Origin of the sequence: Gordonia sp. i37 (assembly GCF_002043085.1) — a bacterium.
Lineage (GTDB): Bacteria > Actinomycetota > Actinomycetes > Mycobacteriales > Mycobacteriaceae > Gordonia > Gordonia polyisoprenivorans.
Genome location: NZ_MVPX01000443.1, coordinates 1 through 25440, shown reverse-complemented (window position 1 = coordinate 25440; position 25440 = coordinate 1). Strand labels below are relative to the sequence as shown.

Sequence of the window (25440 nt, the reverse complement as noted above, 5' to 3'; positions counted from 1 at the left end):
ACCGATCTCACCGTCCCGACCTGGCACTCACGGTCCGTGAGTGCCAACGTCCGTTTTAGCACTCGACCATGGCGAGTGCAAGGTCTGGTCGGACCCGTCAACCGTGAGCCACGAGCAGCGGCACGAGTTGTTCGTCGGCGGTCCACGCGCCGTGGTGCCCGATCATCCTCGCCTCGAGCGGTTCGACGTCGCCGCGGACCAGCACGGTGCGGTCGCGGGCGACGGCCACGACATCGCCGATCCGCTGCGCGATGTCCGGGTCGACCGCGATGCCGAACCACGCTTCGTCGACGGCCTGCTCGCGCGTGACGACGCGGGCTTCGGCGCCGAGTTCGGCCGTCCACGTGGCGAGGACGTCGTCGCGGGCACCGTGGGCGACATAGAGGTGGCGCACCCGCGGTTCCCCGGCGATCATCTCCACCCCGGCCGTCCAGAGCGGGTCCGCGTCGAGGTCGACGCGCCGGCCCGCGGCGAGCATGCCGTGATCACCGGTGACCGCGAGCACGGCGTCGGCCGGCAGATCGGCGACCAGGTCGGCGACGAGCGCGTCGACCGTGCACAGGGTGCGCACCCATTCCTCCGAGCCGGGGCCGTATCGGTGTCCGGCGGCGTCGAGGTCGGAGAGGTAGGCGTAGACGAAGCCCCGTCGACCCGACCGCCGCGCCAGCGCGGTGCCCACACCCTCACGAACGAGGTCGGGTGTATTGGCGGCCAGATGGCGTCCGGTGGCGCGGAAGGCCACCTGGGTCAAGCCGGTTCCGCGGAACTCCCCGGGCATCACGTAGCTGATCGACACCCCGTGCTCGGCGAGTCCGGCGAGCGCACCGGCGAGTGGGGCGACGAGATCGGGTGGATAGGTGGCCATGGCCGATGGTCCGTCGGCGGCGTCCATGGTCCAACGCAACGCGTTGAGCATCCGGCGCGGACCCGTGGTGCGGCAATGGTCGTCGGGCCGGAAGGCGTAACCGATGATGCCGTGCAGGCCGCATGCGGTACCGGTGGTCAGGCTGGTGATGGAGGTGGCGGTGGTGGCCGGGAACCCGGCCCGCAGGGTGGTGGCGTGCAGCGCCGACAGCGTCGGCGCGACATCGGCATGACGGTGCAGCAGCCGATCACCGAGACCGTCGACGAGCAGCAGTACGACGTCGGCGGCCGCGACTTGCGGCATCGACGCAACCGGTTGCGGACCGACACCCAACACACCTGCGGCCCAAACCATTACACCGGCAAGGGTGTTGGGGTGGCCGGCCCACTGCGTCGGTGGGAGTTCGTCGAGCGACTCGCCGGGGATGTCGGTGGTCATGACCCGCCATTGTGCACGAACCGGCGCGCGGTCAGGACCGCAACAGCCGTACCAGTACGCCCGCCGCGTGCGCGCATGCGGCGCGCTGCGCGCCGTCGGCGTCACCGGCCTCCAGCGCGGCGACGATCCGGCGGTGTTCGGTGACCGCGAGCCGGCGGTTGACCTCGAGTGCCCACATGTCCGAGCGGTACAGGTGCGACTGGGTGTCGAGTTTGAGCAGGGCGTCGCACAGCGGTTTGTTGCCCGAGAGCGTACGGACCGCGGTGTGGAAGTCGAGGTCGAGTTCGGCGTCGCGCCGATGGTCGGCGGGACTGTCGAGCATCTCCTCCTGACGGCGCACGTGCTCCCACAGGATCTCGAGGTCGGCGAAGGTGACGCGGGCGGTGGCCTGCCGGGCGGCGAGGCCGTCGAGCACCTCGCGAACCTCGAACACCTGGCGCAGCATGTCCTCATCGAGTACCGCGACCTTGGCCCCGACGCGCGGGGTGTATTCGGCGAGACCCTCGACGACGAGTTGCTGCACCGCCTCGCGCACCGGGCTGCGCGACACCTCGAGCCGGGTGGCGAGCCCGGGCACGCTCAGTGGCGTCCCCGGGGCCATCGTCCCGTCGAAGATCTCGTCGCGCAGCCGACGCAGGACGGCCTGGGTCAGCAGTGCCCCATCGCTGTTGTCGACGCTCATCGTCTTGCAGCGTAATCGGCGCTCACGCCGGGCGTGCCGCGCCGACGCGCGCCGCCTCCCGCTCGGCACCCTGCGGTGCGATCCCCGACTTCATGCCGGCCAGCTTGGCATTGATGTTGTCGGCGATGGTGATCGGCGGGTATCCGGGCTGATCGGTGCGAGCACATCCGGGCAGGGTCTCGATGACGGCGTCGTGGTTGCCGTCGAAGAAGAACGCCGCCGAACGCCGGCGCAGGATACGACCGTCGACGACCGGCGGATCGACGCGATGGATCGTCGGACGCCACCGGTCGTTGGTCCAGCGTGCCATCGCGTCGCCGAGATTCACGATGAGCGCACCGTCGGCGGGCTCGACGTCGTGCCAGACGCCGTCGTGGTCGAGGACCTGTAGCCCGGGCACCTGATCGGCCCACAACACGGTGAGGATCCCGAAGTCGGTGTGCGCGCCCATCCCGGTGAGCTCACCGATCAGGTCGATCTCCCCCTCGGGCAGGGTGTAGTTGTTCATCTTCAGCGCGTCGATGGAGTGGTCGACCATCGACGCGAAGTACCCATCGGGAAGACCGAGCGCATCGGTGAACGCGCACAACAGGATTCGGGACACGGTGCGCGCCTCGTCGAACCACCGCTCGACGGCCGGCCGGAACCCCGGTGCCGCGTCGGGCCAGGTGTTGTCGGGATAGCTCACCACCGGCAGCCCGGACACCCCCGGATACCAGTCACGTTCGGAGCCGACGGTGAACGCCTCGTAGAAGTCGTTCATCTGATTCGCTGCGGCCACACCGAGACTCATGCTCAGCGACTCGCTCTTGGGCGGACTGTAACCGCGATTCTCCCCCGCCCGAGTGTAGCGCTTCTTGACCTCCAGCGGCAGGGCGTAGAACTCGTCGAGTGCATCGGCCAGGCCGGTCATCACCTCCGGTGCGACGCCGTGGCCGACGATCTGGATGAAACCGACTCCGGCGCAGGCCTCGTCGAGGGCACGGGCGATCTCGGCACGCGCCGACGGGTCGGCGTGCGGGTCCCGGTACGCGGAGATGTCGATGACGGGGACGTGAAACATGGTGAGCCTCTTTCGGAAGTGGGATGTGAGCGGGTCTGATCAGCGGCGCCGGTGCACGAGCGCATTGAGCACGCTGAACACGGCGAACACCGCGATCCCGAACAGCGACGCGAGGATGATCGCGGCGATGAGATCCTCCGATTGCAGTCGCGAGCGGTAGATGTCGAGCAGGGTACCGATGCCGGGCTGGCCCTTGGCGAAGAACATGTCGCCGATGATCGCACCGACGACGACGAGACCCGACGCGGTACGGAAACCGGTCATGATCGCCGGAAGTGCCGAGGGCAGTTCGAGTTTCCACAGCCGGGCGGGCATCGATGCGCGCGACAGGGTAAACAGTTCGTGGGCTCCGCGGTCCACCGACATCAGCCCGAAGTGGGTGTTGGCGATGATCGGGAAGATCGCGATGACGACGCACACGATGGTTCGGGCGGTCATGCCGTAGCCGAACCACAATCCGATGAGCGGCACGATGGCCAGCACCGGGATCACCTGGGCCACCACCGCCCACGGGTAGATGGCGCGTTCGAGGAATGCCCCGCGACTCATCACGACGCCGATGCCCACGCCGAGCACCGCAGCCACCACGAATCCCACCAGGCTGACCCGCGCGGTGACGAGCAGCGCGTCGAGCATGGGGTCGACGTGGGCCTTGTCGAGCAGCGAGGTGGTCAGCACCTGATGCGGTGGGGGCAGCAGGAATCGTCGCTCAGGGCTCAGGATCTGGTAGCTGACGAGGTACCACAGGGCAATCCCGACACCGAACGACAGCGCCGGGGGTGCCACCATCGCCAGGACCTTGCGGGCGCGGGCCGCAGTTCCCGGCGACGCCGCGCGCGGCACCGCGGCGGAATCCGTCGCCGGGGCCATTTTCTCCTTCGGGGCCGAGTTCTTCTTCGGGGGCGAGTTCTTCCTCGGGACAGCGCTTGTCAGGGTCATCATGCACCTCGCAAGGTTGTGGAGACCTCGGCCACGTGAGTGGTGAAGGCCGGGTCGAATCGCAGTTCGGGGTCGCGCGGATAGGGGAAGTCGATGCGCAGATCGGCGACGATGCGGCCGGGCCGCGCGGACATGACGATGACCCGATTGGCCAGGAACACCGCCTCCGACATCGAGTGGGTGATGAACATCGCGGTAAATCGGTGTGCGGTGTAGAGCCGCAGCAACTCCGATTGCATGTCGAGGCGGGTCATCTCGTCGAGCGCGCCGAACGGCTCGTCGAGCAACATCACCTCGGGGTCCTTGGCGAGCATGCGCGCCAACGACACCCGCATCTTCATACCGCCGGAGAGCATGCGCGGCAGCTGTTTCTCGAACCCGGTGAGCCCAACCGCCTCGATGGCGTTGGCGGCGCGGGATCTGCGTTGCGCCTTGGGCATTCCGGCGAGTTCGGCACACAGCTCGACGTTCGCCTGCACCGAACGCCACCCGAGCAGGGTGGGTTCCTGGAAGATCACGCCGACCGAGTCGGTGGAGAGGGCGACGCTGCCGGAGGTCGGCGACTCGAGGCCGGCGGCCATCCGCAGCAGCGTCGACTTACCGCAGCCCGACGGACCGACCACGGCGACGAAATCGCCTGTGGCGATGTCGAGATCGACCTCGGCAAGCGCTTCGGTCCCGGACTCGAATCGTTTACTCGCCCCGGCCACCGAGATGACCACTCCCTTGCGCAGGTGCCGGGCGTCCGGCTCGTTGACGGTGTCGATGAGACTCATGGGCGCTCCTGGTGCTGGGCCGGCGAGTTGGCGGGTGGACGAGGTCGAGATGCGGTCGCGTTACATGTAGCGACCACATCGGCTGCGTGGTGATGATTCTTGATTACATGTATTGCAATCGCGTGACCCTCTGTGAATTCTGTGTGTCGCACAGCCCCATACTGGTGGGCTCCACCAGTTCGAATCCAGAATATTACCAGCTCAGTGGACGTTCTGACGGATCAGGGACGGTCAGCGGCGACTACATGTAGCCAAGTGGCCCCACACGGCGTCGTGCCCTACGTTTACATGCAATCCGTTCCACCCAGTTCATTCGGTCCAACCAGTCCAGGAGCACCCCTTGCGAATCCCGACCGTTTCCCTCCGCGCCGCCGTGGCCACCGCCGCGGTGGCCACGTGCCTCGCGGCCATCACCGGCTGCACCGACTCGTCGAGCACCTCCGGCGCCGCGTCGAGCCTTCCGCCCGCACCTCCGCAGTACAACCTCGCCGCATCGTGCCCGAAAGATGTTGTGGTGCAACTCCAGTGGCAGCCACAATCCGACATGGCCGGCGTCATCGGCCTGCTCGGCCCGGGCTACAGCGTCAACACCGATCAGAAGTCGGCCACCGGCCCGCTCGTCTTCGACGGCAAGGACACCGGCGTCGACATCACCCTGCGCGCCGGCGGGCCGGCGATCGGATTCCAATCGGTGCCCTCGGTGATGTACTCCGACGATTCGATCGATCTCGGCTTGGTGCACGGCGATCAGATGGTCTCGGCGGCGACCGCCCAGCGCGTCGTCGGCGTGACACCGCTGCTGCAGTACAACCCGTCGATCCTCATGTGGGACCCGAAGGCACATCCGACGTGGAAGACCATCGCCGATATCGGCCGCTCCGACGCAACCGTCGTGGTGTCCAAGGACCAGGTCTTCCCGCAGTGGCTGGTGGCCAAGGGCCTGCTCAAACAGAGCCAGCTCGACACCGGATACGACGGCGCCCCGGCCCGCTTCGTCGGCGACCCGACCATCGCACAGCAGGGCTTCGCGAACTCCGAGCCGTACACCTACGAGCACGAGACGCCGTCCTGGGACAAGCGCGTCGCGTACGCGATGGTCAAGGACGCGGGCTACGACGTGTACGCCTCGAACGTCACCGTGCGCGCCAACAAACTCGACTCACTGCGCGCCTGCCTGACCAAGCTGGTCCCGATGATCCAGCAGACCGGCAAGAACTATGTCTCCGCACCCGAGGCCATCAACACCACGATCACCGATTGGGTCAGCCAGGACGTCGCGTTTACCCCCTACAGCAAGGGCGAGGCCGCCTACTCGGCGCAACTGCTCAAGGACAAGGGCGTGATCGGTCCGGATTCCGCGGGCGTCTGGGGTGGCTACGACCTCACCAAGGCCCAGACCTCGATCGACGAGCTGATCCCGGTGTTGAACAAGACGGGTGCGAACCTGCCGGCCACCCTGCCCGCCTCGCAGCTGTACACCACCGAGTTCATCGACCAGAACGTCCGTTGACCAGGGGCGATGTCAGTTGGTGCCGACGGGAATAAAACTTGATAGTGGTGCGCTCAACTTGACATAAGATTGCTCCACACGGAGCACCCCCGAGTCAAAGGAGATCATCATGGCAACCAACGGCCGTCTCGTTCCCGCCCGTCGCGCCGCGACCCCGTTCTTGAGCCCGTTCCGGATGTTCGAGGACAACCGCGGACTGCTCGACTTCTTCGACACCGCCTTCGCCGGGCTCGAACCCACGCGGTTCGCCGACGCGTGGACCCCGGCGGTGACCGTCGAGGAGACCGAGAGCGCCTACATCGTCGAGGCAGAGCTGCCGGGCATCAAGCGTGAGGACATCAGCGTCGAACTCGACGACAACGTCCTGCATGTGCACGGTGAGACCACCGAGGTCGAACGCACCGGCGAGGTACGCCATCAGACCCGACGCACCGGCAAGTTCGACTATCGCCTCGGGGTACCGGGCGAGGTCGACGCCGACAAGGTCGAGGCCACCCTCACCGACGGAGTCCTGCGTCTCGAGCTCACCAAGGCCGCACCCGCGGTCGCCCGGCGCATCGAGATCACCGACGGCTCGTCCGACGCGAGCTGACGTCCCTGCCCCATCACCCCTTCCCCAGCGGCGCCGCCCGGAACTCTTCCGGGCGGCGCCGCTGCATGATCGGCACAGTCGCTCACTGGAATGGTGTGCTCATTCGATCGGTGTCATCTCCCTCGCTCGAGCACGCATTCTCCGCAATACCGGTGCTAACGTCACGCACGGCGGTGCGGCGGAAAAAGCGGCGCGCGCCGACAACAAGTGCGGTGCTCGATGCAGTGGAGGCGCGGGGAATGCAACGATCCGGTGAGCGACAGATCGCCGGATACCGCGTGGCCGACATCCTCGGACAAGGCGGCATGGGTACCGTCTACGCCGCCCATCACCCGCGGCTACCGCGCATGGTCGCGCTCAAGGTGCTCAACGCCTCGGTATCGGCCGACCCCGGATTCCGCCAACGGTTCCGACGCGAAGCGCACCTCGCCGCGACCCTCGAACATCCGCACATCGTGTCGATCTATGACTGCGGTGACGACAACGGACTGCTGTGGATGAGCATGCGTCTCGTGCGCGGCACGTCGGTCGCCCAACTCGTCGCCGATGCACCGCAGGGCATGCCGGTGCCGACCGTGCTCGCCGTGCTGCGCGACACCGCCCGCGCCCTGGACTTCGGGCATCGCCGCGGCATCGTGCACCGCGACGTCAAACCGGGCAACATCCTCATCGACACCGAGATCGACCAGACCCTGCTCGGCGACTTCGGCATCGCGCGTCAGATCGGTGCCGACGACGGGCTCACCGCGGCCGGTACCTTCATCGGCACCTTCGACTACTGCTCGCCCGAACAACTTTCGGCCCACGAGCTCGACGGCCGATCCGATCAGTACAGCCTGGCGTGTATGGCCGCCCAACTGCTGACCGGATGCAAACCATTCCAGGGGCCCACCGTCGCGACGATCATGAAGGCACACCTCGTCGATCCGCCGCCGTCGATCTCGGCGATGCGTCCCGACCTGTCGCCGGCCATCGACCCCGTCTTCCTGCGCGCCCTCGCGAAGACCCCCGGCGAGCGGTACCCATCGTGCGCGGAATTCGTTCACGCACTGTCGGTGGCCCTGTCGACTCCGACGCCGGCTACACCTGCACCGGTGTCGGTCGCTGCGCCGCCACCTGCGCCTTCGCCCGCCGATGCCTATGCCCAGAACCAGGTTTCGTCGGGTTCGATACCGACGCTGGTGCCCTCGCACATCGAATTCGTCGGTGCCGCACAGGAATTCACCTACACACTCTCGGGCACCTCGCACACCGTGGCGCTCCGCCGGATTCGCGCGATCCGCGATCTCCCCCAACACCGGGTGAGCGCAGGTGATCTCGGCGGATGGGTCGCCTCGGCGGACAACGTCGTCGATCAGGCGTGGGTCGGCGACCAGGCGTGGGTGGTCGGCGAGGCCCGGGTCGCCGACAATGCCGCCGTCCGCGACAACGCCTTCGTCGGCGATCGTGCCGAGATCCGCGGTACCGCACGGGTTGACGGCAATGCATCGGTGTTCGCCGACGCCGTCGTCTCGGGCGGCGCCCGGATCTCCGGTGATGCCGAGATCATCGGGCACGCACGGGTATCGGGCACCGCGTGGGTGTACGAGGAGGCGGTCATCGACGGCGACGCCGGCGCCATCGGCAACGCCCGTGTCTGCGGCCACAGCCGGGTCGCCGAGAACGCACTGGTCGACGAGTACGCCATCCTGTCCGAGAACTGCCGGGTCGGAGGTCATGCGCGGGTGCGTGGGCACGTCCGGATCTCCGGAGCGGCCACCATCGGCGGCAGCACCGTGATCGACGGGCGCGCACGGGTTCACGGGAATGCCCAGGTGAGTGGGGAGGCCCACGTCGGTGGCGATGCGGTGGTGTTCGGCGACGCCGTGATCACCGGCAAGGCCCGCGTCGCCGACGACGAGGTGTCGACGGGGACGCGGGCCTGAGAACGATGGTGCCGCAGCGGCTCACGCCTGTGAGCCGGTGACCTCGCTTCCGACTTCGGACTCCACCGGGACGTCGGCGGTCGAGCGACCCGCGACCCGACCCGCACCGGTGAACCGGCTCAGGACCAGCATCAGGATCGCGCCGAGCGCCGCGCCGACCGGCCAGCTCAACGCCGTGATGTTCTGCGACTCGGGCACCAGCGCCACCAGCGCGGCCACCACACCCGAGATCACCAATGCCGCCACCGCGGCCGGGTTGAATCCCCGGGTGAAGTGGTAGGCACCGTCGGGGTCGACCGAATACAGATCGGCGACCTTCGTCTTCTCCCTGCGCAGCAGGTAGTAGTCGACGATGAGGATGCCGAACACCGGGCCCATCAACGAACCGACACCGCCGAGAAAGTACACGATCGCGGTCTCGCTACCCCAGACCTTCCACGGCAACACCACGATCGAGAGCACCGCGGTGATGATGCCGCCGGTCCGGAACGAGATGTACTTGGGCGCGACGTTGCTGATGTCATAGGACGGCGAGACGAAGTTCAGCACGATGTTGATGCCCACGGTGGCGATCGCGAACAACACCGCGGCGATCACCACGACGACGTTCGAGTCGATCTTGGACACCAGCGCCACCGGGTCGAGGGTGCCGTCGCCGAACACCTTGAGCGAGCACAAGGAGATGATGATCGAGAGCACCACGAATGCCGTCTCGTTGAGTGGGATGCCCAGGGCGTTGCCGCGTTTGATCGCCTTCTTCGACGGCGCGAACCGTGCGAAGTCGGCATAGTTGACCAGCGGGCCGGCCATGTAGGCGATCATCAGGAAGGCGACGGCGACGAAGGCGGCGATGGTACTCGGCAGCGACAACACGTCGCCGACGCGCGCATGCCAGTTGATGCTCCAGTCGGCCTGTTCGAGCATCCAGATGGCCAGCGCGATCATGCCGATCCACACCACCGGTCCCGCGAAATCCGAAGCCTTGCGGACGATTTCCATGCCGTAGCTGAGCACCAGCAACTGCACCGCCCAGAGCACCATGAAGGTGATCCAGCCCAGCGGGCTCTGCCCGAGGAAACCACCGGTGGTCCACGATTCCATGCCCGGCCAGATGCGCACGATCAGCACGATCACCGCCAGCGATGCCAGGTAGGTCTGGATGCCGTACCAGAACACCGCGACCAGTCCGCGCAACAGGGCGGGGATGTTGGCGCCGAAGATGCCGAAGGTGGCGCGGGCGAACACCGGGAACGGTACGCCCACCTTCTGCCCGGCGACACCGATCAGGTTGGAGCCCAACCAGAGTCCGAGCACGCCGACGAACAGCGCGAGCATCGTCTGCCACCCGGACAGGCCCAGGGCGAGCATGCCGATGGCGAAGGTGTAGCTACCCAGGCTGTGTGCCGAGGTCATCCACAGACAGAACAGATCCCACGAGCGCCAGGTGGCCTTGCCCTCCGCGGTGGGCGCGAGATCTGCATTGAGCAGCGCCGAACGCTCCGGCGTCTGCTGAATTGTTGTGTCGGTCATCAGTTCTCCGAAAAGTGAAGTGGGTCAATCATGCTGGGGGAAACCCAGGTTGATGCCGCCGTGTGACGGATCCAGCCACCGCGATGTGACCGCCTTCTCCCGTGTGAAGAAGGCGTAACCGGCACTGCCGTACGCCTTCGCGTCGCCGAACAGCGACGCCTTCCAACCCCCGAAACTGTGGTAGGCCACCGGAACCGGGATCGGCACGTTGATCCCGATCATCCCGACGGTGACCTCCCGCTGGAATCGTCGGGAGGCCCCACCGTCGTTGGTGAAGATCGCCGTGCCGTTTCCGTAGGGAGAAGCATTGATGATCTCGACGCCTTCGGCGAAGCCGGGCACCCGGACCACCGAGAGCACCGGTCCGAAGATCTCGTCGGTGTAGGCCGCCGAGTCGAGCGGCACCCCGTCGAGCAGCGTCGGGCCCAGCCAGAATCCGTCGGCGCCGCCGTCGAACTCGCCGTCGCGACCGTCGACGACGACGCGGGCGCCGTCGGCCTTGGCGATGTCGATGTAGCCCGACACCTTGTCGCGGTGGGCCGCGGTGATCAGCGGACCCATGTCGCAGCCCTTGCGGCCGTCGCCGGTGCGCAGGCCGGCCATCCGGGAGGCGATGCGCTCGATCAGCTCGTCGGCGATCGAGTCGACCGCCAGCAGTACCGACACCGCCATGCATCGCTCACCGGCACTGCCGAATCCGGCGTTGACCGCGGCGTCGGCGGCCAGGTCGAGGTCGGCGTCGGGCAGCACCAGCATGTGGTTCTTCGCACCGCCGAGTGCCTGCACCCGCTTGTCGTGTGCGGTGCCGGTGGCGTAGACGTACCGCGCGATCGGTGTGGACCCTACGAAGGAGATCGCCGGGACGTCCGGGTGGGTCAGCAGGGCGTCGACGGCCTCCTTGTCGCCGTGTACGACGTTGAGCACTCCGGGCGGCAGACCGGCCTCGGTCATCAGCTCAGCGAGCCAGTTCGCCGCGGACGGGTCCTTCTCACTGGGCTTGAGGATCACGGTGTTGCCGGCCGCGATGGCCAGCGGGAAGAACCACAGCGGCACCATCGCCGGGAAGTTGAACGGGCTGATGATCCCGACCACGCCCACCGGCTCGCGCACCGAGTACACGTCGACACCGGTCGAGACATTCTGGGAGAACTCACCTTTGGACAGCTGCGGCATGCTCAGGGCAAGCTCGACGACCTCGAGTCCGCGCGCGATCTCGCCGGCCGCGTCGGAGAGCACCTTGCCGTGCTCGGCGGTCAGGATCTCGGCGAGCTCGTCGCGCCGCGCGGCGAGCAGTTCGCGGAAGCGGAGCATGACTGCCTGACGCGCCGCGATGGAGGCGTTGGCCCACCCGTCGAAGGCGCCGACGGCGGTGGCGACGGCCTGCGAGACGTCGGCGGCACTGGCCAACCGCACCTGCTTGCTGACCTCACCGAGCGCCGGGTCGTAGACCGGAGAGGTGCGCTCGGAATCCCCCGCCCATGCCTTGCCCCCGACGTAATGGTCGAGCACCGTGGTGGTCACTTCGTCACTCCTTCGATCGTCTTGCTGGACAGTACTTCTCGATAGATGGCCATGGCCTCGCGGACCTCGTCGTCGGAGACGATGCACGGCGGGACCACGTGGATGCGGTTCTCGGCGGTGAACGCGAGCAGCCCGCGCGCGGCGAGTTCGGACTTCAGTCCGGCCACCTGCGCCGCGGGCAGCGGTTCCCGGGTGGCACGGTCGGTGACGAGCTCGATCGCCCAGAACACGCCGACGCCGCGGACCTCGCCGATGATCGGCAATTGCGCTGCCAGCGCCTCGAGTTCGGGTCCGATGACCTCGGCGCCGACGCGTGCGGCATTCTCGACGATGCCCTCCTCGGACATGGCGTCGAGGGCGGCGACGACCGACGCCGCCGCCAGCGGGTGCCCGCTGTAGGTCAGTCCGCCCGGGAAGACCCGGTGGGCGAAGGTCTCGGCGATGGCGTCGGAGATGATGACCCCGCCGATCGGCACGTATCCGGAGTTGACGCCCTTGGCGAAGGCGATGAGGTCGGGCACCACGTCGTGCGGTTCGAAGGCGAACCACGTTCCGGTGCGGCCGAATCCGGCCATGACCTCGTCGGCGATGTAGACGATGCCGTACTTGTCGGCGAGCGCGCGCACGCCGGCGAGGTAGCCGGGCGGCGGCACCATGATTCCCGCGGTCCCGGGTACCGATTCGAGCAGGATCGCCGCGATGCTCGCGGGCCCCTCGGCGACGATGGTTCGCTCCAGATGTGCCAGTGCCCGTTCGCATTCCTGCTCCGGGGTGCTCGCCCAGAACTCCGAACGGTAGAGGTAGGGACCGTGGAAATGGACGTGGCCGCGCGCGAATTCGTTGGGCACGCGTCGCCAGTCGCCGGTCGCGACGACGGCGGCACCGGTGTTGCCGTGATAGGAGCGGTAGGTGCTGAGCACCTTGTCACGGCCGGTGTGCAGGCGGGCCATGCGGATCGCGTTCTCCACCGCGTCGGCGCCGCCGTTGGTGAAGAAGACCTTGTTCAACCCGTCGGGGGCACGGTCGACGATCCGTTTGGCGGCCTCGCCGCGGGCGAGGTTGGCCGTCGCCGGGGCGATGGTGCACAACGTCTGTGCCTGCTCGGCGATCGCCGCCACCACACGCGGATGCTGATGCCCGATGTTGGTGTTGACCATCTGGCTGGAGAAGTCCAGGTAGCTGCGCCCGGCATCGTCCCACACCCGGCAACCGCTGCCGCCGGTGATGACCATCGGGTTCAGATCGGCCTGCGCCGACCACGAATGGAAGACGTACTGGCGGTCGAGCTGATAGGCGCGCTCGTGCACCGAGCTCTCGAGAGTGCTCATCTCACTGCTCCTTTCGCACGGCGACGCCGCCGCGGGTGAGGGTCGGGATGATGTGCTCGCCGTACATGCGCATCGTCTCCTCCTTGTTGTCGTGTTGGAGGTAGCCGGCGAACTGGTCGACACCGAGTTTGCCGAGCGCCTCGAGTTTGGTGAGGTGGTCCTCGACGGTCCCCAGCACGCAGAAGCGGTCGACGATCTCGTCGGAGACGAAGTCGGCGTGGGTGTTCCCGACCTGGCCGTGCTGGTTGTAGTCGTATCCCTCGCGGGTCTTGATGTAGTCGGTGAGGGCGGCCGGGACCGAGCCGTCGGTGCCGTAGCGTTCGACGATGTCGGCGACGTGATTGCCGACCATGCCGCCGAACCACCGGGACTGATCACGCTGGTGATCGAGGTCGTCGCCGACGTACATCGGTGCTGCCACACAGAATTTCACGTCGTAGGGGTCGCGGCCGGCATCCGAGGCCGCGGAGCGGACGGTGTCGATCATCCACGACGCGATGTCGAGATCGGCGAGTTGCAGAATGAATCCGTCGGCGATCTCACCGGTCAGCGCCAGCGCTTTCGGGCCGTAGGCGGCCACCCAGACCGGCAGTGACGAACCGGAGCTCCACGGGAATCGGACCGTGGAGCCGTTGATCTCGACCTCACGGGAATTGCCGAGTTCGCGGATGACGTTCACCGACTCGCGCAGATCACGCAGGGTGGTCGGCTTGCCGCCGGTGACGCGGACCGCCGAATCACCGCGCCCGATACCGCAGATGGTGCGATTGCCGTACATCTCGTTGAGCGTGGCGTACAGCGATGCGGTGACCGTCCAATCGCGCGTCGCGGGATTGGTGACCATCGGCCCCACCGTGACGCGCCGGGTCTCGGCGAGCATCTGGGCGAACAGCACGTAGGGCTCCTGCCACAGCACGTGCGAGTCGAACGTCCAGACATGGCTGAAGCCATGCGATTCCGCGAGGCGGGTGAGCGCGATGGTGCGCGCCGACGGCGGATGGCACTGCAGGACAACTCCGAAATCCATGATGCTCCTAGATGAGGTACTGGCTGAGTTCTCGGCGGACGAACTTCCCGTGGCCCTTGGTGCCGACGTAGTCACGGTCTGCGACGACCACCGAACCGCGGGACAGGACGGTGTCGACGGCGCCGTCGATCTCGTATCCCTCCCACGCGGAGTAGTCCATGTTCATGTGGTGGGTTTTGCCCATGCCGATCGACGTGTGCCCGGCGGGGTCGTAGATCACGATGTCGGCGTCGGCGCCCGGTGCGATGACACCCTTGCGTCCGTAGAGGCCGAACATCCGGGCCGGGGTGGTCGCGGTGATCTCCACCCAGCGTTCGAGGCTGATCTTGCCGTCGACCACCCCTTGGTAGAGCAGGTCCATCCGGTGTTCGACCGAGCCGATGCCGTTGGGGATCTTGGTGAAATCCCCGATGCCCATGTCCTTTTGGCCCTTCATGCAGAACGGGCAGTGGTCGGTGGACACCAGTTGCAGATCGTTGGTGCGCAGGGCTTGCCACACCTCGTCCTGGTGGTGATCGTGCTTGGATCGCAGCGGCGTCGAGCACACCCACTTGGCGCCCTCGAACCCCGGTGCGCCGAGCTGATCCTCGAGCGAGAGATACAGGTATTGCGGGCAGGTCTCACCGTAGACGTTCTGTCCGGCGTCGCGGGCGGCGGCGAGTTGGCCGACGGCCTGCTTGGCCGAGACGTGCACGATGTAGAGCGGTGCGCCGGTGAGGTTTCCGAGCATGATCGCCCGATGGGTGGCCTCCTCCTCCAACTGCCAGGCGCGGGCGATGCCGTGATAGTACGGATCGGTCTTGCCCGCGGCGACGAGTTGCTCGGCGAGGACGTCGATCGCCGGACCGTTCTCGGCGTGCATCATGGTCAGCAAACCGGTCTCGGCCGAGACCTGCATGGCCCGCACGATCTGCGCGTCGTCGCTGTAGAAGACGCCCGGATAGGCCATGAACAGTTTGAAACTGGTGATGCCCTCGTCCTGCAGGCCGGCCATGGCGGCCAGCGAGTCGGCGTTGACGTCGCCCACGATCTGGTGGAACGAGTAGTCGATCGCGCATTCGCCGTCGGCCATCGAGTGCCAGGTGGCCAGCGAATCCTGCAGTCGCTCACCGAACTTCTGCACGGCGAAGTCGATGATGGTGGTGGTACCACCCCACGCCGCGGCCCGCGTGCCGGTCTCGAAGGTGTCGCTGGCCTGCGTGCCGCCGAACGGCATCGACATGTGGGTGTGTGCGTCGATACCGCCCGGGATGACGTACTTGCCGGTGGCGTCGATGACGGTGTCGGCGGTGGTGGCCAGATCGGCGCCGAGCACCGTCGAACCGGGTTCGAGCAGGGCGACGATGCGTTCGCCGTCGACCAGGACGTCGGCGGTGCCCTTGCCGGTGGCCGAGACGACGGTGCCGCCGTGGATGAATGTGGTTGCCATGGAGATCCTCTCGCGAGAAGGCGCGGTCAGCGGGCGGGGATGGCGTCGTAGCTGTCGGGGCGGCGATCGCGGTAGAACTGCCAGTCGTTGCGGACCGTGCGCACCAGGTCGAGATCGAGGTCGCGGATCACGATCTCCTCGGTGTCGGTGGAGGCGACCTCGCCGACGTAGTTGCCGCGCGGGTCGGCGAAGTAGGAGCTGCCGTAGAAGGTAACCGCCTTGTCGCCGAATTCGCCACTCTCGGTGCCGATCCGGTTGTTGGCGGCGACGAAGTACTGGTTGGCGGCCGCGGCGGCGGGCTGCTCGAGTTCCCACAGGCGGTTCGAGAGCCCGGGTTTGGTGGCCGAGGGGTTGAAGACGATCTCGGCGCCGTTCAGGCCCAGTTCCCGCCAGCCCTCGGGGAAATGCCGGTCGTAGCAGATGTAGACGCCGACCTTGCCGACCGCGGTGTCGAAGACCGGGTAGCCGAGGTTGCCGGGCCGGAAGTAGAACTTCTCCCAGAAGCGGTCGACGTCGGGGATGTGGTTCTTGCGGTACTTGCCCAGGTAGCTGCCGTCGGCGTCGATGACCGCGGCGGTGTTGTAGTAGAGGCCCGCCATCTGCTCCTCGTACACCGGCAGCACGATGACGATGCCGAGTTCCTTCGCGATCGCGGCGAAGCGTTCGGTCAGCGGGCCCGGGACGGACTGCGCGTACTCGTAGTACTTGGCGTCTTCGACGATCCCGAAGTACGGACCGTGGAAGAGCTCCTGGAAGCAGACGATGGTCGCGCCCTGAGCCGCGGCCTCGCGGGCCAGGCCTTCGTGCTTGACGACCATGGACTCCTCGTCCCCGGTCCATTCCACCTGGGTGATCGCCGCTCTGATCACGGTCATCGCTTGTTTCCTCCGTCGTCGGTGGGACTCGTCAACTTGTGATTGAATAAATGACACTCTGGCGAGTAAACATTTCCGGAATATTTCTCACTATGGAGTATGTGTTACGACCGCGGGGCCGAAACGACAGAATCTCCTCACAAGACACTTCTCGATCCCGACCGACCGCCCCGACCGACCCACCGAGGTATCCGATGACCGTGCACGACCCCACCACCGAGGTGACGCCGCAGCGCATCGTGATCGACGACCCCACACCTGCGGGGATCGCCGGCGCCATCGGACGGATGATCCGCAATGGTGAACTCGTCCCGGGTGATCGCCTGCCCACGGTGCGCGACCTGTCCGCCCAGCTCGGGGTCTCCCCCGCGACCGTCAGTTACGGGTGGAAGGCGTTGTCCCGCTCGGGCCTGGTGGTCTCGCGCGGACGCAGCGGCACGTTCGTCGCCGACGGCGCCATCGCGCCGGACGTGCCCCGGGTGTCGCGCACCGCGACGATGGCCCGCACCCACGGCAGCATCGGGCTCGACCTGTCGAAGGGGTCACCGGACCCCGAGCTGCTCCCCGAACTGAAAGCCGCACTGTCGAATGTGGCCGAGCGGGCCGCGACGACCAGCTATCACGATCATCCCGTGGTTCCCGAGCTCGGCGACCTGCTGCGCACCCGTTGGCCGTCCAAGGCGCAGGCACTGACCGTCGTCGACGGCGCCCTCGACGCGGTGACCCGCTCGCTGCAGGCGGTCACCCGCTTCGGTGACCGCGTCATCGTCGAGGACCCGACGTTTCCGCAGTTCCTCGATCTCCTCGACACCCTTGGCCTGCAACACATCCCGGTGCCGATCGACCGCCACGGGCCCGATCCGGATGCGTTCGCCCGCGCGATGGCCCAGGCCCCCACGGTGGCGCTCCTGCAGCCGCGTGCCCACAACCCGACCGGTGTCAGTATGACCGCGTCCCGCGCCCGCGATCTCGCGCGTGCCGTCCGGGGGACGCGGTGCGTCGTCATCGAGGACGACCACAGCGGTGCCGCCGTGGCCGCCCCCGACATCAGCCTGGGCCGGTGGCTGCCCGATCAGGTGGTCCATGTGCGCAGCTTCTCCAAGTCACACGGCCCGGACCTGCGGATCGCCGCGATGACCGGTCCGCGCGAGGTGATCGACCGGGTCACCGCCACCCGCATGCTCGGCCCCGGCTGGACCCCGCGGCTGCTGCAACGGGTGCTCTATGAACTGCTCACCGACGAGGCGTCCGTCGCCGCCGTCGACAACGCCCGCGCGGCGTATCGGGCCCGCCGCGCGGCACTGGTCGAGGCGTTGGCGGACAAGGGAATCGACGTGGGCGGCACCGACGGCCTCAACGTGTGGGTGCCGGTCTCCGACGAACGCAACGCATTGATCCATCTGGCCGCCAACGGTATTCAGGTCGCACCGGGCGATCCGTTCATCGTCGAGCCGCAGCGCGGTGGCGACCACGTGCGCGTCACGATCGCCACGCTGCGCGACGACGTCGAGCGGGTCGCGGCGACCCTCGCGGCAGCGGCGTCGGGAAACCAGGCGGATTTCTACCCGTTGCGGTGATCGGGGCCGGTGGTGGGGTCGGACAGGGACACCTCACCGCAGCTTGCGCCGCAACAACTTCCCGGTGGCGGTGCGGGGCAGTTCGCCGACCAGCTCGATCTCGCGCGGATACTTGAAGGCCGCCAGATGATCTCGGCAGTAGTCGATGAGCTCCTGCTCGGTCGGCGCGACCGTCTCTGCCGAATCCTCCTCGGCGACATCCTTTTCGGAGGCTTCCATTTCGGCAACAACAACGAAGGCCTTGACCGACTCGCCGCGGTAATCGTCGGGGATGCCGACCACCGCCGCGTCGACGACCGCGGGATGAGTGCGCAGGACCCGTTCGACCTCGTTGGGCCAGACCTTGAAACCGGAGGCGTTGATGATCTCGCTCTTGCGATCGATGACGTAGAACCAGCCGTCGGTATCCATGAAACCGATGTCCCCGGTGCGCAATTCGCCGCCGACGAAGGCCTCGGCGTCGGCACGAGGGTTACGCCAGTAGCCGCCGATCACCTGCGGGCCGGAGACCACCAGCTCGCCGATCTGGCCGGGCGGTAGATCTGTTCCGTCATCACCGACGATGCGGACGACGGTGTCGAAGACCGGCACCCCGACCGAGAGCACCCCGGTCTCGGAGTCGAAGGGCGCCTGCGCGCCGATGGGCACCATATGCGACGGCGACGACGTCTCGGTCAGTCCGTAGACGTTGTGGATGTAGCCTCCGAGACGATCCTGTAGGCGCGAGGCGATCGCCGGATCGATCGGCGCCCCACCGGACAACCGCAGTTCCAGGGAGTCGAGATCCTCTGGCAGCAAGGATGGTTCGTCGGCAAGTGCGATGTAGGCGGTGATCACCGCGACCATGAACCGGGGCCGGGTGCGGCGGATCGCGTCGAGGACGACGTCGGCCCGGAACCGGTGGGTGAGTACCAGCGGGGACCCGGTCAGCATCGACAGTGCCGCGGCGCCGATCAGACCGGTGACATGGAACAGCGGGGAGGCGGCGAGGATCGGCTCGGCCCCGAGTGCGCACCATCGTCGGTAGACGTGCGCGCTGAACACGACGTTGGCGTGGGTCAGGCATGCCCCCTTCGGCGGCCCGGTGGTTCCGGAGGTGGCCATCACCACCGCGATGTCCCGCGGGCCGATCGGTCGAGGCGCAAAGCCCTGCCGCGCATGCCCATTCGCGATCAGTGTGCGCAGGTCGACGGCATCGGCGACGGTGCGGCGGGTGACCTCGGCGAAGAGCCTCGGCTCGTCGACCGGACCGCTCGGTCCGTCCACCGGTGACGTGGTGATCACGACGCGCACACTGCTGGTTCCGTCGGAGAGCAGTGGTGAGACGACGTCGAGGTAGAGGTCGTCGAGGGCGACCAGGGCCGTCGGCGTGTGGTCGTGGAGTCGTTGCCGGAGTTCGTCGGCGGTGACCATCGGGCTGATGAGCGCGGCGATCCCGCCGGCCCGCCACGCCGCGACGAGACAGATGACGAACGCGGGGTCGTTCTGCAGGAGCAGGGCGAGTCGATCGCCGGGTGCGAAGCCGCGCGCGACCAGCAGACCGGCCACCGCGTCGGCAGCCTCGTCGACCTCCCGCCACGTCATCGTCTGTCCGAGGTAGTCCAGGGCGATCTCGTCGGGCCGGTCGGCGACGGTCGCCTCGAACATCTGCAATGCATTCGCAGCGCCCGGTGTCAGGTGCGCACCCAGATCCGGCGCATAGTGGACCAGCCACGGGCGCCGATCGTAGTCGCCGGCGCCCGGGCCGCTCGTCGATCGTCGGGGATCAGGGTCGTCTGGTGTGCGCATCGCGTGCGTGAGTGTACGGCCGCAACCCGTGCAGCAGTGGTGAACGCACGAATCGCGACGCGCGCCCGACTCGACCCGTACATTGTTCAGCGTGACTGAACCTGCGGTGGGTGCCGCGGTGCGACGAGCGCGGGAGAACGCGGGGATGACCCTGCGTGATCTCGCGGGGCGCCTCGAGGTCAGTGTCGGCACGATGAGCGCGATCGAGAACAACAAGGTCGCCGTCACCGTCGAGCGACTCAACGCCGTCGCCGCGGTGCTCGGGGTAACCGCCGGCGCCCTGCTGGCCGGCGATACCTTCGTCCGTCCGACCCCGGCGCGCGGGGATGACGACTGGCGACACTTCGCCGACCTCGACCTCGACCCCGTCCTGGCCGCCGCGGTGGAAGTGTTCACCGAGACCGGCTATCACGGTGCCACCATGCGCGTGGTCGCCGGCGCGGCGGGGATCAGCGTCGCCGGGATCTATCACCACTACCGGAGCAAACAGCAGCTACTCGTCGCGCTCTTCGACGTCATGATGACCGAGGTGCATTGGCGGATGTCGGCGGCTGCCGACGAAAATCCGCATCCGGTGCCATCTTTCGCGCTCATGGTGGAGGCGCTCGCCCTGTGCCACACGCACCGGCGCGACCTCGCCTTCATCGCCGCCACCGAGATGCGCAGCCTCGAGGAGCCCGACCGAACCCGTGTCGCCGACTCCCGACGCCGTGTCCAACAGCACCTCGACGTCGTTGCCGCGGACGCCGTGGCGGCCGGCGAGTTCACCACCCCCAACCCGCACAACACCGGACGGGCCATTGCCACGATGTGCATGGCATTGCCCTACTGGTACTCGCCCGGCGGCCCGCAATCACCGGCCGAGGTCGCCGCCGAATACGCCGAACTCGCCCTGGCGATGATGGGCCATCGAGTTCAGCAGAACTGAACTCGCCCGGCGCACTTCGTCACCCGAACACCGCTGTGCCGAGGGGGTTGACGCACCCCGGGGGCATCTGTGATGCTCATCTCACTGAACCCGGCCTGAACGATCGCTCGGACAGTTCAGAACATTCGCTCATCACTGGAGGATCAACGATGACCACCGCTCCCGAAGCTCCTGCACTCACCGAACTCCTCGACAACGCGCCGACCAACTGGGGCAAATGGGGCCCCGACGACGAGGTCGGCAGCCTCAACTACCTGACCGCCGAACAGGTGATCGCCGGCGCGTCGCTCATCAAGAAGGGCACACTGTTCACCCTGCAACGCCTGATCGGCGACCCGAAGGGTGATCCGGTCTGGCCGGGCCGCAGCCCCGCCACCCGCGAGATGATCCTCGACGAGTCGCACTGGGACGACGGTGGCGACGGCCCCGCGTTCCCCGGCGGCCTGCACTACGCCGACGACAAGATCAACGCCTTCCTGCAGGGCTCCACACAGTACGACGCGCTGGGACACGTCTGGTACGGCGGCAAGATCTGGAACGGCTTCGACGCCCGGACCACCATCGGCGGCCTCGACAAGGCCAGCGTCGAGCCGATCGCCGAGCGTGGCGTCGCCGGCCGGGCCGTGCTGCTCGACATGGCGCGCCACCGCGGCGTCGACCACCTCGGCCCGCGCGAGACCTACGATCACACCGATCTCGAAAAGTGTGCGCAGGCACAGGGAATCGAGATCAAGCCGCGCGACATCCTGATCATCCGGACCAACCATCTCGAATTGTTCTTCCAGCAGGGCGACAAGTTCTACGACGACTTCTGCGAGCCGGGCCTGGTCTACTCGCCCGAACTCGTGGAATGGTTCCAGGCCAAGGAGATCCCCAACCTGGTGACCGACACCATCGCCAACGAGATCACCACCGACCCCAACAACGGTGTCGCCCTGGTGCTGCACAACGCGTTGATGCGCAACCTCGGCATCGCCTTCACCGAGATCTGTGATCTCGAGAAGCTCGCCGCCGACTGCGCCGACGACGGAGTGTACGAGTTCTTCTATGTCGCAGCACCGTTGAAGATCCACAACGCCACCGGCTCGCCGGTCAACCCGGTGGTGATCAAGTGAGCGAGGGTCTCTACGCCGCGCGGCCGTGGTTGTCGCTGTACCCACCGGGCACCGCCGGTGACATCACGACGGAGTACGCGTCGGGCCTGGCGTTGTTCGACGCCGCCGTCGCCGAGAATCCCGACGACGTCTTCCTGATCTACTTCGATCAGTCGTTGACCTTCGCCGAGGTCGATCGCGCCTCGCGTGCCGTCGCGGTCACGTTGCGCGAGCACGGTTTCGGCGATGACGATCGCCTCGGTCTGTACGTCCAGAACAATCCGGCGTTCGTGATCGGACTCCTGGCCGCGTGGCGGGCCGGCGGCGTCGCCGTGGCGATCAACCCGATGAACAAGGCCCGCGAGCTCACCTATCTGCTCACTGATTCCGGTGCCGTGGCATTGCTCACCCTCGACGATCTCTACACCGGTGTCGCCAAGGGGGTCATCGAGTCGGGGGCGACGTCGGTGCACACCGTGATCACGTGCTCCGCGTTGGATTTCCAGAAGCGCGGCGATCCCCGGTTGTTCGCCGAGCTCGAGCGCACCCGGCCCGAGGGGACTCTCGATCTGGTGACCATCATCGACGACTTCGTCGGTGGCGATCTCCCCGAGGTCTCCCCCGGCCCCGATGATCTGGCCGTCCTCGCCTACACGTCGGGAACCACCGGTAATCCCAAGGGCGCCATGAACACCCATGGCAACCTGGCGTTCAACGCGCAAACCTATCGGGACTGGACCGGACTGAAACCCGGCGAAGGAATCCTTGGTATCGCGCCGCTGTTCCACATCACCGGACTGGTCGGTCACGTCATGTTCGCGATGATCGCCCGCTCACCGCTGATCCTGGCACATCGCTTCGAGCCGTCGGTCATGCTCGACGCCATCCGTGAACACCGTCCGGTGTTCACCGTCGCCGCGATCACCGCGTTCAACGCTCTCGCGTCGGCGCCGGGCGCGAGCGCCGACGACTTCGAGAGTCTGCGCATCCTGTACTCCGGTGGCGCGCCCATCGCCCCGGCGATGGGTGATCGGCTCGAGCAGGTCTTCGGGGCCTACATCCACAACATCTACGGACTCACCGAGACCAATTCTCCGTCTCACGGTGTGCCGCTGGGTGTTCGGGCGCCGGTCGATCCCGCGTCGGGTGCGTTGTCGGTGGGTGTGCCGGTGTTCAACACGGTGGTGCGCGTCGTCGACGAGGCAGGCGACGACGTCGCCGTCGGCGAGGTCGGCGAGTTCGTGACGTCGGGCCCACAGGTGGTGCCCGGATACTGGAACAAGCCCGAGGCCACCGAGAAGTCGATCCCCGGCGGCGCCCTGCACACCGGTGACGTTGGCTTCATGGATGCCGACGGCTGGTTCTATCTCGTCGACCGCAAGAAGGACATGATCAATGCCTCGGGCTACAAGGTGTGGCCACGTGAGGTCGAAGACGTGCTGTACACCCATCCGGCGGTGCGTGAGGCAGCTGTGGTCGGCGTACCCGACGACTATCGTGGCGAAACCGTGAAAGCCTATGTGTCCCTTCGGGAGGGACAGTCCGTCGATCCCGACGAACTGATCGCCTTCTGCATGGAGCAGATGGCCGCCTACAAGTACCCGCGCTCGGTGGAGGTGGTCGGGGATCTCCCCAAGACCGTCACCGGCAAGATCCTGCGGCGGGAATTGCGCGACCAGGGCTGACACCCACAGCGCCCTCCCCAGCGCCGACAGCGCTCTCCTCACCGCCGACAGCGCCCAGCAAAGCGCTGTCGGCGTTTGCACTGGGCGCTGTCGGCGTGTGGGCGGGCGCTGTCGGCGTGTGGGCGGGCGCTGTCAGTGGTCTGGCGGGCGCTGTCGGCGTGCTAGCGGGCGCTGTCGGCGCCGAACTCTCAGCTCAGCTTCTCCACGCAGACGACCTTGTGGCGCTGATCGTAGGTGTAGTAGTTCGTCGTCGCGTCCGGGCAACCACTCTCGTCGGTCGCTCCGGGCAGTACGGCAAGGATGCGACGAGCGTCGGAATCGGTGGAACTGCACGGGACGTGCGCCGGGTCGCCGAAGCTCGGCACCGTCATACATTGTCCGACAACCCAATCCGTGTCGAGGCACAGCGCGCCCTGCTGTGTGCCGCCCTGGGTGACGTAGTAGGTCTGGTCGACGTCGGACGGGCAGGCCTCCTTGGTCGGCGATTTGGCCACCACCACATAGTTGGCGGGCGCCTGTCCGCAGGTCGCGTGGTCGATCTTGGCATCCATCATCGTGCCGGACAGGTAGACGCACGCTCCGATCGCGGCGTCGAAGTCGACGTCGCCGCCCGCGTCCTGGCTCTCGGTGACCGAAGAGACCGGCGTGGACTTGCTGAACGGCAGCGCCGAACAGCCGGTCAGCGCAATCGCCATCAGCCCCGCTGCCCCGAGCACACCCACGAGCCTCGTCGACAGATATCGCTCCATTCTGGATTCCCCCTTCACGCTGGCCCCCTGCCATCGCCGCGAAAACTGTACGACACATCCGGCAATGTTCCGATCCCGGACTCGCCGATCGCGCGACAATGAGTCGGTGAATTCCGATGTCGAGTGATCTCGCGGCGATCGTGGTGGTGTTGGCCGCGCTGATCGTCGTCGGCCTCGTGGTGCTCATCCGGACCCGGCGGGTGGTCGCGACGCCGACCGAGCGTGCCGTGCACACTGCCTTGCACACGGCGTCGCTGGCTGCGCGATCACTACGGGGCGGGCTCGGTGCCGAGTCCGCGCGCGACGCCCTGCCACCTCTGCGTTCGTTGACCGCGGCGCAGGGGGTGGCCCTGTACGACGCGGACGCCGAAGCACTCGCCCACGACGACGACCCGGTGTGGACCACACGTGTGCTGACCGCGGCCGACGCGGCGGCGGCGTCGGCGCTGGCGCAGCAGCGGCGGGTACTCGTCAACGATCCGTCCGGCCCGGACTCCCCGGTACGCGCGCTGGTCGCCGAACCGCTGATCGCCGGGGACGCCGGCGCGGGAGCGCTCGTCGTCGCGACGGTGAGCCGCCCGGGCCCGGGCATGCTCGGCGCCATCGCGGAGGTCGCCCGGTATGTCTCCGATCAGGTGGAGCTGGCCGAGCTCGACGCCTCACGGGCGCGGCTCGACCGGGCCGAGGTCCTCGCCCTGCGTGCACAGATCAGTCCGCACTTCATCTACAACGCGCTCAACACGATCGCGTCATTCGTGCGCACCGACCCCGACCGGGCACGCGAACTGATCATCGAGTTCGCCGACTTCACCCGCTACTCGTTCCGCGCGGCGGGCGAGTACACCCTGCTCTCCGACGAGCTGCGCAACATCGACCGCTACCTGACCCTCGAGCGCGCACGCTTCGGCCCGGCGCTCGACGTGAAACTGCATGTGGCGCCCGAGGTTCTGGGTGTTGTGCTGCCGTTCCTGGCCCTGCAGCCGCTGGTCGAGAATGCGGTACGGCACGGACTGGCCGCCAAGGGCGGCGGATCGATCACGATCACCGCACGCGACGAGGGCACCGACTGTGTGATCACCGTCGAGGACGACGGCGTCGGCATGGACCCCGAGCTCCTGC

At 67.3% G+C, this 25440-nt stretch carries 21 protein-coding genes; 8 read left to right on the top strand and 13 right to left on the bottom strand.

Features of this window, described 5'->3' with window-relative positions:
* Positions 1 to 97: 97 nt before the first annotated feature.
* From B1964_RS21900 to B1964_RS21880, 5 genes are all read right to left on the bottom strand, one after another.
* The gene (locus B1964_RS21900) at positions 98 to 1303 is read right to left on the bottom strand and encodes a nucleotide pyrophosphatase/phosphodiesterase family protein (RefSeq protein ID WP_079931262.1); all 1206 of its coding nucleotides are present in this window, start codon (positions 1301 to 1303) and stop codon (positions 98 to 100) included.
* A 31-nt stretch (positions 1304 to 1334) separates the two neighbouring features.
* Complete coding sequence (locus B1964_RS21895) at positions 1335 to 1985, bottom strand: GntR family transcriptional regulator (protein ID WP_006372488.1); 651 nt, start codon at positions 1983 to 1985, stop codon at positions 1335 to 1337.
* A gap of 22 nt (positions 1986 to 2007) precedes the next feature.
* Positions 2008 to 3048, bottom strand: coding sequence for a 2-oxoglutarate and iron-dependent oxygenase domain-containing protein (locus B1964_RS21890; protein WP_079931261.1), 1041 nt, complete (start codon positions 3046 to 3048; stop codon positions 2008 to 2010).
* A 39-nt stretch (positions 3049 to 3087) separates the two neighbouring features.
* Complete coding sequence (locus tag B1964_RS21885; protein WP_253194116.1) at positions 3088 to 3837, bottom strand: ABC transporter permease; 750 nt, start codon at positions 3835 to 3837, stop codon at positions 3088 to 3090.
* A gap of 149 nt (positions 3838 to 3986) precedes the next feature.
* Positions 3987 to 4763, bottom strand: a complete 777-nt coding sequence (locus B1964_RS21880; RefSeq protein WP_079931259.1) for an ABC transporter ATP-binding protein — start codon at positions 4761 to 4763, stop codon at positions 3987 to 3989.
* Positions 4764 to 5103: 340 nt separating this feature from the next.
* Between B1964_RS21880 and B1964_RS21875 the strand changes: the two genes are divergently transcribed.
* The 3 genes from B1964_RS21875 to B1964_RS21865 all read left to right on the top strand — a co-directional run bounded on the left by B1964_RS21875 (position 5104) and on the right by B1964_RS21865 (position 8790).
* Entirely contained in the window at positions 5104 to 6273 is a 1170-nt protein-coding gene (locus tag B1964_RS21875; protein WP_079931258.1) for a nitrate ABC transporter substrate-binding protein, read from the top strand.
* A 109-nt stretch (positions 6274 to 6382) separates the two neighbouring features.
* The gene (locus tag B1964_RS21870) at positions 6383 to 6865 is read left to right on the top strand and encodes an Hsp20/alpha crystallin family protein (RefSeq protein ID WP_006372483.1); all 483 of its coding nucleotides are present in this window, start codon (positions 6383 to 6385) and stop codon (positions 6863 to 6865) included.
* A 212-nt stretch (positions 6866 to 7077) separates the two neighbouring features.
* The gene (locus B1964_RS21865) at positions 7078 to 8790 is read left to right on the top strand and encodes a protein kinase (protein WP_253194115.1); all 1713 of its coding nucleotides are present in this window, start codon (positions 7078 to 7080) and stop codon (positions 8788 to 8790) included.
* A 21-nt stretch (positions 8791 to 8811) separates the two neighbouring features.
* Here B1964_RS21865 and B1964_RS21860 read toward each other — a convergent pair whose 3' ends face one another.
* Genes B1964_RS21860 through B1964_RS21835 form a run of 6 tightly spaced genes read right to left on the bottom strand, consistent with a single transcriptional unit; the run spans position 8812 to position 16500 of the window.
* Positions 8812 to 10320: an NCS1 family nucleobase:cation symporter-1 gene (locus B1964_RS21860; RefSeq protein WP_006372481.1), complete on the bottom strand. Its 1509-nt coding sequence runs from the start codon at positions 10318 to 10320 to the stop codon at positions 8812 to 8814.
* A gap of 24 nt (positions 10321 to 10344) precedes the next feature.
* Complete coding sequence (locus tag B1964_RS21855) at positions 10345 to 11841, bottom strand: CoA-acylating methylmalonate-semialdehyde dehydrogenase (RefSeq protein WP_020172379.1); 1497 nt, start codon at positions 11839 to 11841, stop codon at positions 10345 to 10347.
* Positions 11838 to 13169: an aspartate aminotransferase family protein gene (locus B1964_RS21850; RefSeq protein ID WP_079931256.1), complete on the bottom strand. Its 1332-nt coding sequence runs from the start codon at positions 13167 to 13169 to the stop codon at positions 11838 to 11840. Before B1964_RS21850 ends, B1964_RS21855 begins: the two co-directional genes overlap by 4 nt.
* Before the next feature lies 1 nt (position 13170).
* On the bottom strand, positions 13171 to 14196 hold the full coding sequence (locus B1964_RS21845; RefSeq protein ID WP_079931255.1) for a TIGR03842 family LLM class F420-dependent oxidoreductase: 1026 nt from the start codon (positions 14194 to 14196) through the stop codon (positions 13171 to 13173).
* Positions 14197 to 14203: 7 nt separating this feature from the next.
* Positions 14204 to 15625 carry a dihydropyrimidinase gene (hydA, locus tag B1964_RS21840; protein WP_006372473.1) on the bottom strand — a complete coding sequence of 474 codons (1422 nt, stop codon included), beginning with the start codon at positions 15623 to 15625 and terminating at the stop codon, positions 14204 to 14206.
* 26 nt (positions 15626 to 15651) lie between these two features.
* Positions 15652 to 16500 carry a nitrilase-related carbon-nitrogen hydrolase gene (locus B1964_RS21835; RefSeq protein ID WP_079931254.1) on the bottom strand — a complete coding sequence of 283 codons (849 nt, stop codon included), beginning with the start codon at positions 16498 to 16500 and terminating at the stop codon, positions 15652 to 15654.
* Positions 16501 to 16694: 194 nt separating this feature from the next.
* Here B1964_RS21835 and B1964_RS21830 point away from each other — a divergent pair, with 194 nt between their 5' ends.
* Positions 16695 to 18077 (top strand): aminotransferase class I/II-fold pyridoxal phosphate-dependent enzyme, encoded by a 1383-nt coding sequence (locus B1964_RS21830; RefSeq protein WP_020172380.1) that lies wholly within the window; start codon positions 16695 to 16697, stop codon positions 18075 to 18077.
* Between the two features lie 33 nt (positions 18078 to 18110).
* Here B1964_RS21830 and B1964_RS21825 read toward each other — a convergent pair whose 3' ends face one another.
* Positions 18111 to 19865, bottom strand: a complete 1755-nt coding sequence (locus B1964_RS21825) for an AMP-binding protein (protein WP_079931253.1) — start codon at positions 19863 to 19865, stop codon at positions 18111 to 18113.
* A 91-nt stretch (positions 19866 to 19956) separates the two neighbouring features.
* Here B1964_RS21825 and B1964_RS21820 point away from each other — a divergent pair, with 91 nt between their 5' ends.
* The 3 genes from B1964_RS21820 to B1964_RS21810 all read left to right on the top strand — a co-directional run bounded on the left by B1964_RS21820 (position 19957) and on the right by B1964_RS21810 (position 23572).
* Positions 19957 to 20793 carry a TetR family transcriptional regulator gene (locus B1964_RS21820; RefSeq protein WP_079931252.1) on the top strand — a complete coding sequence of 279 codons (837 nt, stop codon included), beginning with the start codon at positions 19957 to 19959 and terminating at the stop codon, positions 20791 to 20793.
* Positions 20794 to 20942: 149 nt separating this feature from the next.
* Positions 20943 to 21908, top strand: a complete 966-nt coding sequence (locus tag B1964_RS21815; protein WP_079931251.1) for a cyclase family protein — start codon at positions 20943 to 20945, stop codon at positions 21906 to 21908.
* Positions 21905 to 23572 carry an AMP-binding protein gene (locus B1964_RS21810; RefSeq protein ID WP_079931250.1) on the top strand — a complete coding sequence of 556 codons (1668 nt, stop codon included), beginning with the start codon at positions 21905 to 21907 and terminating at the stop codon, positions 23570 to 23572. Before B1964_RS21815 ends, B1964_RS21810 begins: the two co-directional genes overlap by 4 nt.
* Positions 23573 to 23760: 188 nt before the next feature.
* On the opposite strand, the gene B1964_RS21805 is transcribed toward B1964_RS21810, so the two are convergent.
* The gene (locus B1964_RS21805) at positions 23761 to 24321 is read right to left on the bottom strand and encodes a hypothetical protein (protein WP_079931249.1); all 561 of its coding nucleotides are present in this window, start codon (positions 24319 to 24321) and stop codon (positions 23761 to 23763) included.
* A gap of 116 nt (positions 24322 to 24437) precedes the next feature.
* Here B1964_RS21805 and B1964_RS21800 point away from each other — a divergent pair.
* Positions 24438 to 25440 (top strand): histidine kinase (locus B1964_RS21800; protein ID WP_079931248.1); only part of this gene is annotated, 1003 nt, incomplete at its 3' end.

Excerpts from the sequence above, each read along its gene's own strand:
- B1964_RS21845 (WP_079931255.1), bottom strand. The coding sequence starts at position 14,196 with ATGGATTTCGGAGTTGTCCTGCAGTGCCATCCGCCGTCGGCGCGCACC.
- B1964_RS21860 (WP_006372481.1), bottom strand. The coding sequence starts at position 10,320 with ATGACCGACACAACAATTCAGCAGACGCCGGAGCGTTCGGCGCTGCTC.
- hydA (WP_006372473.1), bottom strand. The coding sequence starts at position 15,625 with ATGGCAACCACATTCATCCACGGCGGCACCGTCGTCTCGGCCACCGGC.
- B1964_RS21825 (WP_079931253.1), bottom strand. The coding sequence starts at position 19,865 with ATGCGCACACCAGACGACCCTGATCCCCGACGATCGACGAGCGGCCCG.
- B1964_RS21890 (WP_079931261.1), bottom strand. The coding sequence starts at position 3,048 with ATGTTTCACGTCCCCGTCATCGACATCTCCGCGTACCGGGACCCGCAC.
- B1964_RS21830 (WP_020172380.1), top strand. The coding sequence starts at position 16,695 with ATGACCGTGCACGACCCCACCACCGAGGTGACGCCGCAGCGCATCGTG.
- B1964_RS21835 (WP_079931254.1), bottom strand. The coding sequence starts at position 16,500 with ATGACCGTGATCAGAGCGGCGATCACCCAGGTGGAATGGACCGGGGAC.
- B1964_RS21870 (WP_006372483.1), top strand. The coding sequence starts at position 6,383 with ATGGCAACCAACGGCCGTCTCGTTCCCGCCCGTCGCGCCGCGACCCCG.
- B1964_RS21885 (WP_253194116.1), bottom strand. The coding sequence starts at position 3,837 with ATGGTGGCACCCCCGGCGCTGTCGTTCGGTGTCGGGATTGCCCTGTGG.
- B1964_RS21900 (WP_079931262.1), bottom strand. The coding sequence starts at position 1,303 with ATGACCACCGACATCCCCGGCGAGTCGCTCGACGAACTCCCACCGACG.
- B1964_RS21805 (WP_079931249.1), bottom strand. The coding sequence starts at position 24,321 with ATGGAGCGATATCTGTCGACGAGGCTCGTGGGTGTGCTCGGGGCAGCG.
- B1964_RS21880 (WP_079931259.1), bottom strand. The coding sequence starts at position 4,763 with ATGAGTCTCATCGACACCGTCAACGAGCCGGACGCCCGGCACCTGCGC.
- B1964_RS21850 (WP_079931256.1), bottom strand. The coding sequence starts at position 13,169 with ATGAGCACTCTCGAGAGCTCGGTGCACGAGCGCGCCTATCAGCTCGAC.
- B1964_RS21895 (WP_006372488.1), bottom strand. The coding sequence starts at position 1,985 with ATGAGCGTCGACAACAGCGATGGGGCACTGCTGACCCAGGCCGTCCTG.
- B1964_RS21815 (WP_079931251.1), top strand. The coding sequence starts at position 20,943 with ATGACCACCGCTCCCGAAGCTCCTGCACTCACCGAACTCCTCGACAAC.